The organism is Microcoleus sp. T3_A4 (assembly GCF_036700465.1).
Taxonomy (GTDB): Bacteria; Cyanobacteriota; Cyanobacteriia; order Cyanobacteriales; family Microcoleaceae; genus Microcoleus.
In genome coordinates, this window is record NZ_JAUBOY010000099.1 from 1 (window position 1) to 7,715 (window position 7,715).

Here is a 7,715-nt window from a genome sequence, read left to right on the forward strand (position 1 = left end):
TTTGCCCAACAATAGCTCAAAACCTCTGCCCTAGTATTTCTGAGTATTTATACTCATCGCAAAAGTGACACGCTCCCGTGCCGATCCCCATCGCATCGGCTTACCACAGGGGGATTAATCCTACCAAACACTATCTCATTACTAATGATTTATTATTGAGTAGGTGGAAATAAACATGGCGTGGGGGAAGCCGAGTTTTGCATTAATAATAAACTGTGGCTAGTATATATTATTGCCTTACCCGCCCCTAAGATATTTTATTTTTTTGTCGCGTCTGCCTACTTGTTAACTAATAACTTCTGACGAAAGCCGCTTCTTCTCAATATATTGCTGGTGGTAATCCTCTGCCATATAAAATTCACTAGCAGGTTTGATTTCGGTGGCAATATCTTTGTCGTATTTACCGGAACTTTGCCATTTGTTTTTGGAGAGACGAGCGGCTTTTTCTTGTTCGGAATTGTGATAAAAAATCACAGACCTGTACTGTTCGCCTCTGTCGGGGCCTTGGCGATTGATTTGGGTAGGATCGTGACAGTTCCAGAATACATCTAGCAGTGCTTCGTAACTCACCTGCGATCGATCGTACTCTATCAGCACAGATTCAGCGTGACCAGTCACTCTGGCGCAAACATCGAGGTAGCAAGGATTGGGCCAGTGACCTCCTGTATAGCCCGCAGCCGTTGAGACGACACCCGCAACGGCGCGAAACTTGTGTTCAACTCCCCAAAAACAACCGGCGGCAAATGTGGCTTTTTCCATCGTGTTACTCATCGTATTGGGTTCAAACTTGGCAATAAATTATGCTTGACATATTCCCATCAGTGTGCATTCCCAAACTAATCGCGGCTGTACGTAGTTTAGCAAATATTGTCGTGCTTTCTCCAAGGGTTCTAAGGGCGATCGACTAATTCCCCCTGCCAAAAATTGCTGCCAGTAACAGTGTTGTAAATAATCGATTAGCCACAACTGAGATTCAGTATCTAAAGTTTTATCAATTTCCTTGGCCAATTCCAAAGCAGACCGCAGATTTTGAGGCAACTGCTTCACCTTTTGCAGCAAATCCTCGGGTATTGATTGCAGTTGCTGCCAAATAGCAATTGCCTCCCCAGGACTACCCTGAGCCATCCCCAGTACCTCGGAATGATCCAAAATCTGCGAGAATCCCGCTTGCTGCAAAACTTGTGCCATTGCTTCGCCATTCAGCCTAGAAAACTGGATTTTTTGGCAACGGGAAATCAAAGTTGGCAGCAAAGCTTCCACTGTCGGAGCAATTAAGATTAGGGCTGCTTTTCCCGGTTCTTCCAATGTCTTCAACAAGCCGTTAGCGGCTCCCTCGCCCATTGTTTCTGCTTGTTCCAAAACTACGACAGAACGCGCAGCTTCTAGCGGCGGTCGGCTGAGAAAATCACCGATTTCTCGAACTTGTTCTAAACGAATTTGTGGTGGTGCTTTCCGCTTTAAACCGGCTTCCTCTGCTTCCTTTGGTGTAAGCCGTTTGCCTTGGTTCATGTAAGTGGGTTCTACCCAAAGTAAGTCTGGATGATTTCGCTGCTGCACGCGATTTTGTACCGAGGCTATGAGTCTGGTTTCGGGAAGATTGGCTGAGAATAAAAGCTCGATGAAACATTGAGCAGCTAAACTTTTGCCGATGCCGTTAGAGCCGACAAATAAATAACCAGGAGCAATTCGGTTTCGCTCGACTGCTTGTGTTAGCAATTCTACTGGTCGCTCTTGTCCGATTAAGGATGTGAAATAATTCATGTGACAGTTGACAGTTGACAGTTGACAGTTGACAGTTGACAGTTGACAGAAGGAAGTTATTGTAGGGTGCGTCAATCGATTTTAGATTTTAGATTTTAGATTTTAGATTTTAGATTTTAGATTGACCCCACGGATAAATGCGGGGGCTTGAGGATTTTCGATTTGAGATTTGGGATTGATTCTACGGATAAATCACGTGGCGGGTACCACCTTTGAAATTCGCTTGTCAGGGGCGCTGAATGTAATGACTACCTATTCAAGAATTTTGCCCTGCTCGCTACCCTATGGTGAGTTACTTACAACGAAGAAACCGGGTTTTTCCTCGAACTTGAGGATTTTTAGCAAATATTTCGTAAAAAACCCGGTTTCTGGCTATCTATGTAAGCTTACTTTTCAGAATTGATATTATTTAAATATCCCCAAGCTTCTAACCTGCGAGTTACAATAGTTTGAATTTCCTGAGCGACTTCATATTCAGGCCGATCGGCATTTATCCGGACAATTCGAGATTTATTTGCCTCGGCTAACTCCGCAAAACCTTGCTGCACAAGGCGGTGAAACTTCAAATCAGCTTGCTCGATCCGATCGCACCCTCCCCGGGCCCTTACCCGCGCCAAACCCGCCTCCACATTAATATCCAGCCACAAAGTCAGATCGCTTTCCAAGCCTCCGGTGGCAATGTCATTCAACTGCTTAATTAAATTAAGCTTAAGACCGCGGCCGTAGCCCTGATAAGCAATCGTAGAGTCAGTAAAGCGATCGCATAAAACAATTGTTCCCTTGGATAACTCGGGTTTGAGAAAAGTTTCGACGTGTTGAGCGCGATCGGCAGCGTACATGAGTAATTCTGCTCGATCGGATACAGATTCGCCCCCATCTTGTTTCAGCAACAAATGTCGCAGTCCCCTTCCCAGCTCAGTACCCCCCGGTTCGCGAGTAGCCACCAAGCGGACACTCAGAAAGCAACTTGCTTGCAGGAACTGTATCAAGCGCTGCATTTGCGTAGTTTTACCGGCACCTTCAACCCCCTCAAACACGATAAGTTTGCCCTTCATTGCCCTAACTTTCCACCTGAATAAAATAAATCCATATTGTTCTGTTCATCTGTTCTCTGTTCGGTATGATAATAAAGTCTAAATGCCTCACGGCTGGAGTTGTCTATGGCTCGCTATACTGGTTTTTTTATCGTTGCCGTTCCGATCGACCGTCTCCGTCAATCCCTGATTGAAATTTTAGAGTCATGCAATCTTGATATTATCTACAATACAGGAGATTCCGTCATGGCTCGCGAACTTCCCGGTCAAGTTTCCCTTGCCAAACTTGTCACCGCAGAAGTCCTAATTGAGAAAAACACGGCCAGCGACTCAGAGGTTCGCATGAACTTCGTGATTAAAAACGAAGAACTGCCCCTGCAAACCAACAACCACTGCCGTCAAATGTTCGAGCTAGTGAGTCGTTCAATTATGAACAACAATAACTGGCGACTTTTGGAAAGTATGGCACTGTAGCCATCAGTCAGTCAATTTGAGGTGTGAGATTTTCGCTTGACTCTACAGATGAATCAGGGGGTTCTAACTAACGTGGAAACTTCTTGGCTCTCGACTCCTGGTGTGAGGGGTTTGTTTCCCTCTTGGTATGAGGTCATCAGTCATTAATTACTAACTAATGACCGATGACCTCCGACATTTATCTGTCATCCCTAAATTTAAGCTCGAAATCCCCGACGCAAAAACAAAGAATTTGTCACAACGCTAACAGAACTAAACGCCATAAATGCTCCCGCCGCCGCAGGACTGAGTAGAATTCCGGTTGCAGGCAGCAAGATACCCGCTGCAACGGGAATTCCCAGAGTATTGTAACCAAAAGCCCAAAATAAATTTTGGCGAATCTTATTAAAAGTAGCGCGCCCCAGCTCGATCGACTCAACAACATCCATCAAAGCATTTCGCATCAACACAATTTGAGCAGTCTCAACAGCGACATCAGTGCCACAGTGCAAACCGATACCGACATCAGCTTGAGCCAAAGCCGGCGCATCATTGATGCCATCCCCCACCACAGCCACTTTACAGCCTTGAGCTTGCAAACTTGCGATCGCCCTCGCCTTCCCCTCCGGCCGCACCTCGGCCAAAACATCAGCCGCCGCCAAACCTAGCTGCTGCGCCGTCACCGCCGCCGCAGACGCCGTATCCCCCGTCAGCATCATCACCCGCAATCCCATGCCCCGCAAACGTTCCACCGCAGCCTTAGCATCCGGCCTCAGAGTATCTTTTAGCCCGATTACCCCCAGCAAAACGCCCCCAGAAGCCACGTAAACCGCCGTTTTGCCTTGCAAAGACTCCGACAATTCCGTCGCCACAGCGACCCCCTGCTGCTTCATCCACTCAGCATTGCCTGCGAACACCCGCCGGCCCTCCACCAAAGCCGAAACCCCGAATCCCGGTTCCGTGCAGAAATCCTCAGCAGCTAGCAGCGGCAAACCTTGCTGTTGAGCTTCCTGCAAAATCGCTGCGGCGATGGGATGACAAGCGCCCCTTTCCACCGCCGCCGCAATTTGCAGCAGTTTTGAGTCAACTGTGCCAGAAACTCCATCAATTGTGGAACAAACATCTTGTTTGTTGCCAACATGAATATCTGAGTTCAAATCCCACTCCAAATTCTGGAAAACCGGCAAATAATCTGTGAGTGTGAGATTTCCGGTTGTCAGAGTGCCAGTCTTGTCAAAAACCACCGTATCTAATTGATGCACCCGTTCTAAAACATCACCACCGCGAATTAAAAGCCCGCGCTCCGCCCCGATGCCAGAACCAACTAAAATTGCAGTTGGGGTAGCCAGTCCCAAAGCGCAAGGACAAGCAATAACTAAAACTGCGATCGCCAATTTCAAACTTAAGAGCAAAGGCGATTGATAATGGATAATAGGCAATTCATTTCCCATATTCATTGCCCCGTGTCCCATATCCATTGCCCCGTGTCCTAAAAGCACAGAAGGCCAAATATGAGTCCCGGCAAAATACCAAAATAGGAAAGTTAAAACCGATATCGCCATTACCCCATAGACAAAATATCCCGCCACAGTATCAGCTAAATTTTGAATCGGCGCTTTGCGAGTTTGGGCTGCCTGCACCAAAGCCACCATTTGAGCTACAGTTGTTTCCTTACCGGTGCGAGTTGCGCGCATCACAACTGCCCCGGATTTATTGATAGTTCCGGCGGCAACTGTATCTCCTGGTTGCTTCAAAACCGGCATCGATTCGCCAGTCAGCATCGACTCATCTATCGTTGTTTTGCCTTCGCTAATTTCACCGTCTACCGGAATTTTTTCCCCTGGTAAAACTTGCAGCCATTCTCCGACTCGGACGCGATCGGCAGGAATTTCAATGTATTGTGGATCGTATACCTCTGATGTCGAGTTTAAAGGCAATTCTTCCGATCGCACATCTAAAGTCGAAAGTTTAAAATCAACTAAGCGGGCTTTCGCCGGTTGCAATGCGATTAAAGCTTGCAAAGCAGATGCAGCGCGGCGTCTGGCTTGCTGTTCGAGAGTTTTGCCCAACAAAATAAAGCCCAGAAGCATCACCGGTTCGTCAAAAAAGCACTCCCATCCCATCCTTGGAAACAGCAGCGCCGCGTTGCTAGCGGTGTAAGCTGTGACAGCGCCTAAAGCTACCAAAGTATTCATGTTGGGTGCATTTCGCCACAAACTGCGGCACCCGTCAACGATAATCGGGCGGCCAGGTACCACCAAAGCTAGGGTGGCGAGTCCCCAGTGAAACCAAATATTGCTGAGAATTGGGGCTTGTGTGCCGAGTACGTGACCTAAACCGGATAGAATAATTAGGATTAGGGCGATCGTCAATTGCTTGATTTGCTGTCGAATTTCTTGCCCCCGCCGTTCAATTGTTGCCGCTTCTGCTTCCTGCTGATTTTCACCAGAACGAGACTGAGAGGGAAATCCATTATCAGTCAACTTTTTCGCTAAAGCCTCTGCATCGACAGTCCCCGGTTGACACTCAACAGTCGCGACTTCTACGGCCAAGTTAACGCAAGCTGAAATTACGCCTGAATACTGCATGAGTTGGCGTTCCACAGCTTTAGCGCAGCCGGCACATTTCATCCCGCCGACATCGAAAGTAACAAGTTCTGGCGGTGATTCGTTAACTGGTAGGATTTCAGGTTGAATTTCGGGGAGTGTTTTGGGCAAAAATTGCATGGTTTTTTTGGTATTGATTAGAATATTTCGCCACTTATGAAATGGTTTAATGCCCTGTTTAGACAAATGTCTATATTTTGATCATAGATAAATATTGTGGCATCTTCCAAAAGTGTTAGTTTTTTTTAATTCTTATTAGTTGCAGGCGGTTAATTCCGCATTTTGGCAGGGGTTGAAATTAATCGGGGACTGCGGGTTTAATGCTAAGACACGCCTTGGACACGGCAGTGCCGTTTCCCTACTTGATATAATGGCGTTGCTGAATTAGGGTATGATACGGGCAAAAATACGAGAGGGGAGCCGAAAATGATTTCTGGGGTTTTAATGGGGAATTGGAACATCTCCAAATTTTAGATAGTAGACCTCTTGCAAAAATCCTTTTCATCAATTGATGGGACGGGCTCTCCGGCCCATCCCACAAGAGTTATTTTTTCTTGTGGGATGGGCATCTTGCCCGTCCTAATTATTTTTGCCAAAGGTCTAATGAATTACTAACTTAAGGATCGTGAATTAAATAACTTACCATTTTAATTGTGATTGTGGGATGGGCGTCCCGCCCGTCCAAAAAGGGCGGGCAGGACACCCCACTTTCCTTGTGTAAATTATTTAATTCGCGAGCCTTAGAATTCGCTATCTTAAACTAAGAGAAAATCTTGAGCAGTAATTAGCGAAGCATTAACACCCACAAGATTCGCAAGTGTTCTTCCACTTTGCTTAATCGTCAGCAATGTTCCATCATTTCCCTGTGTAATCTGCAACTGCTCAAACGTGAATCCTCCTGACAATCCGATCGCATCTTCCCCCTTAGTAAAATCTGCAATTAGATTAAATTCCACTTCAGGACACAAGACAAATATATCATTTCCTACCCCCCCTAGTAAACTATCAAATCCACCAACCCCAGACAAAATATCATTTCCTTTGCCTCCAAGGAGTGTATCATTCTCACTGCCTCCACACAGGGTATCATTTCCCTCTTGTCCTAACAATAAATCCTGTGCTTGTTCCCCCAGTAGAATATCATTGTCTTTGCCCCCGTATAAGGTATCATTTTCTTTGCCACCCTGAATAAAATCATTACCAGCATCGCCATAAATCAGGTCATTTCCTTCTCGCCCATTCAGAGAATCATTCCCTTGATTTCCCCGAATTACATCTTCCCCTTGTCCACCGAGAATAATATCATTATCTTTGCCACCCAAGAGGTAATCATTGCCAGTACCACCGACAATAAAATCATTACCTTCATTGCCATTCAGTGTGTCGCCTTCGTCATCAGCAAATAAGTTATCATCCCCTGGCAAAGCATCAAAAAAGCTAGAGGAATTGTTGCCATAATAAGCATCATTTTGGTTAGTGCCTATTCGGATATTAGGATTGCCATTAATTACATTATCGGTGGCATTGGGTTGATTGAGATCGGGGCGAGGAATGCGATCGCAAAAACAAGTTGAGTCAGGCGTTACCGCTGGTGTAGGTGTGGGAGGTGGTGTTACCTCTGGGGTAGGAGTTGCTGTAGGAATTGGTGTCGGATCTGCTAGAGGAATTGGCGTCTGTGTCGGTGTAGGTGTAGGAGTTGTTATAGGAATTGGAGTGGGAGTTGATGTTACCTCTGGTGTAGGAGTTGCTGTCGAAATTGGCGTGGGAGTTGGTGTTACCTCTGGTGTCGAAATTGGCGTGGGAGTTGGTGTTACCTCTGGTGTCGAAATTGGCGTGGGAGTTGGTGTTACCTCTGGTGTCG

At 46.4% G+C, this 7,715-nt stretch carries 6 protein-coding genes; 1 reads left to right on the forward strand and 5 read right to left on the reverse strand.

The window, feature by feature from the left end; genetic code table 11:
* Positions 1-285 precede the first annotated feature (285 nt).
* From msrA to tmk, 3 genes are all read right to left on the reverse strand, one after another.
* The gene (gene msrA, locus QUA07_RS29300; protein WP_445305923.1) at positions 286-771 is read right to left on the reverse strand and encodes a peptide-methionine (S)-S-oxide reductase MsrA; all 486 of its coding nucleotides are present in this window, start codon (positions 769-771) and stop codon (positions 286-288) included.
* A 27-nt stretch (positions 772-798) separates the two neighbouring features.
* On the reverse strand, positions 799-1,761 hold the full coding sequence (locus QUA07_RS29305) for a DNA polymerase III subunit delta' (RefSeq protein ID WP_333332627.1): 963 nt from the start codon (positions 1,759-1,761) through the stop codon (positions 799-801).
* A gap of 386 nt (positions 1,762-2,147) precedes the next feature.
* Positions 2,148-2,816, reverse strand: a complete 669-nt coding sequence (gene tmk / locus QUA07_RS29310) for a dTMP kinase (protein WP_333332614.1) — start codon at positions 2,814-2,816, stop codon at positions 2,148-2,150.
* Positions 2,817-2,921: 105 nt separating this feature from the next.
* Here tmk and QUA07_RS29315 point away from each other — a divergent pair, with 105 nt between their 5' ends.
* Positions 2,922-3,269, forward strand: a complete 348-nt coding sequence (locus QUA07_RS29315; protein ID WP_333066630.1) for a hypothetical protein — start codon at positions 2,922-2,924, stop codon at positions 3,267-3,269.
* A gap of 197 nt (positions 3,270-3,466) precedes the next feature.
* Here QUA07_RS29315 and QUA07_RS29320 read toward each other — a convergent pair whose 3' ends face one another.
* Entirely contained in the window at positions 3,467-5,974 is a 2,508-nt protein-coding gene (locus QUA07_RS29320; protein ID WP_333332619.1) for a heavy metal translocating P-type ATPase, read from the reverse strand.
* Between the two features lie 635 nt (positions 5,975-6,609).
* Positions 6,610-7,715: calcium-binding protein (locus QUA07_RS29325; protein WP_333332621.1), on the reverse strand; the 1,106-nt coding region annotated here is incomplete at its 5' end.

Coding starts and splice junctions, on each gene's coding strand:
- msrA (WP_445305923.1), bottom strand. CDS start 771: ATGAGTAACACGATGGAAAAAGCCACATTTGCCGCCGGTTGTTTTTGG.
- QUA07_RS29305 (WP_333332627.1), bottom strand. CDS start 1,761: ATGAATTATTTCACATCCTTAATCGGACAAGAGCGACCAGTAGAATTG.
- tmk (WP_333332614.1), bottom strand. CDS start 2,816: ATGAAGGGCAAACTTATCGTGTTTGAGGGGGTTGAAGGTGCCGGTAAA.
- QUA07_RS29315 (WP_333066630.1), top strand. CDS start 2,922: ATGGCTCGCTATACTGGTTTTTTTATCGTTGCCGTTCCGATCGACCGT.
- QUA07_RS29320 (WP_333332619.1), bottom strand. CDS start 5,974: ATGCAATTTTTGCCCAAAACACTCCCCGAAATTCAACCTGAAATCCTA.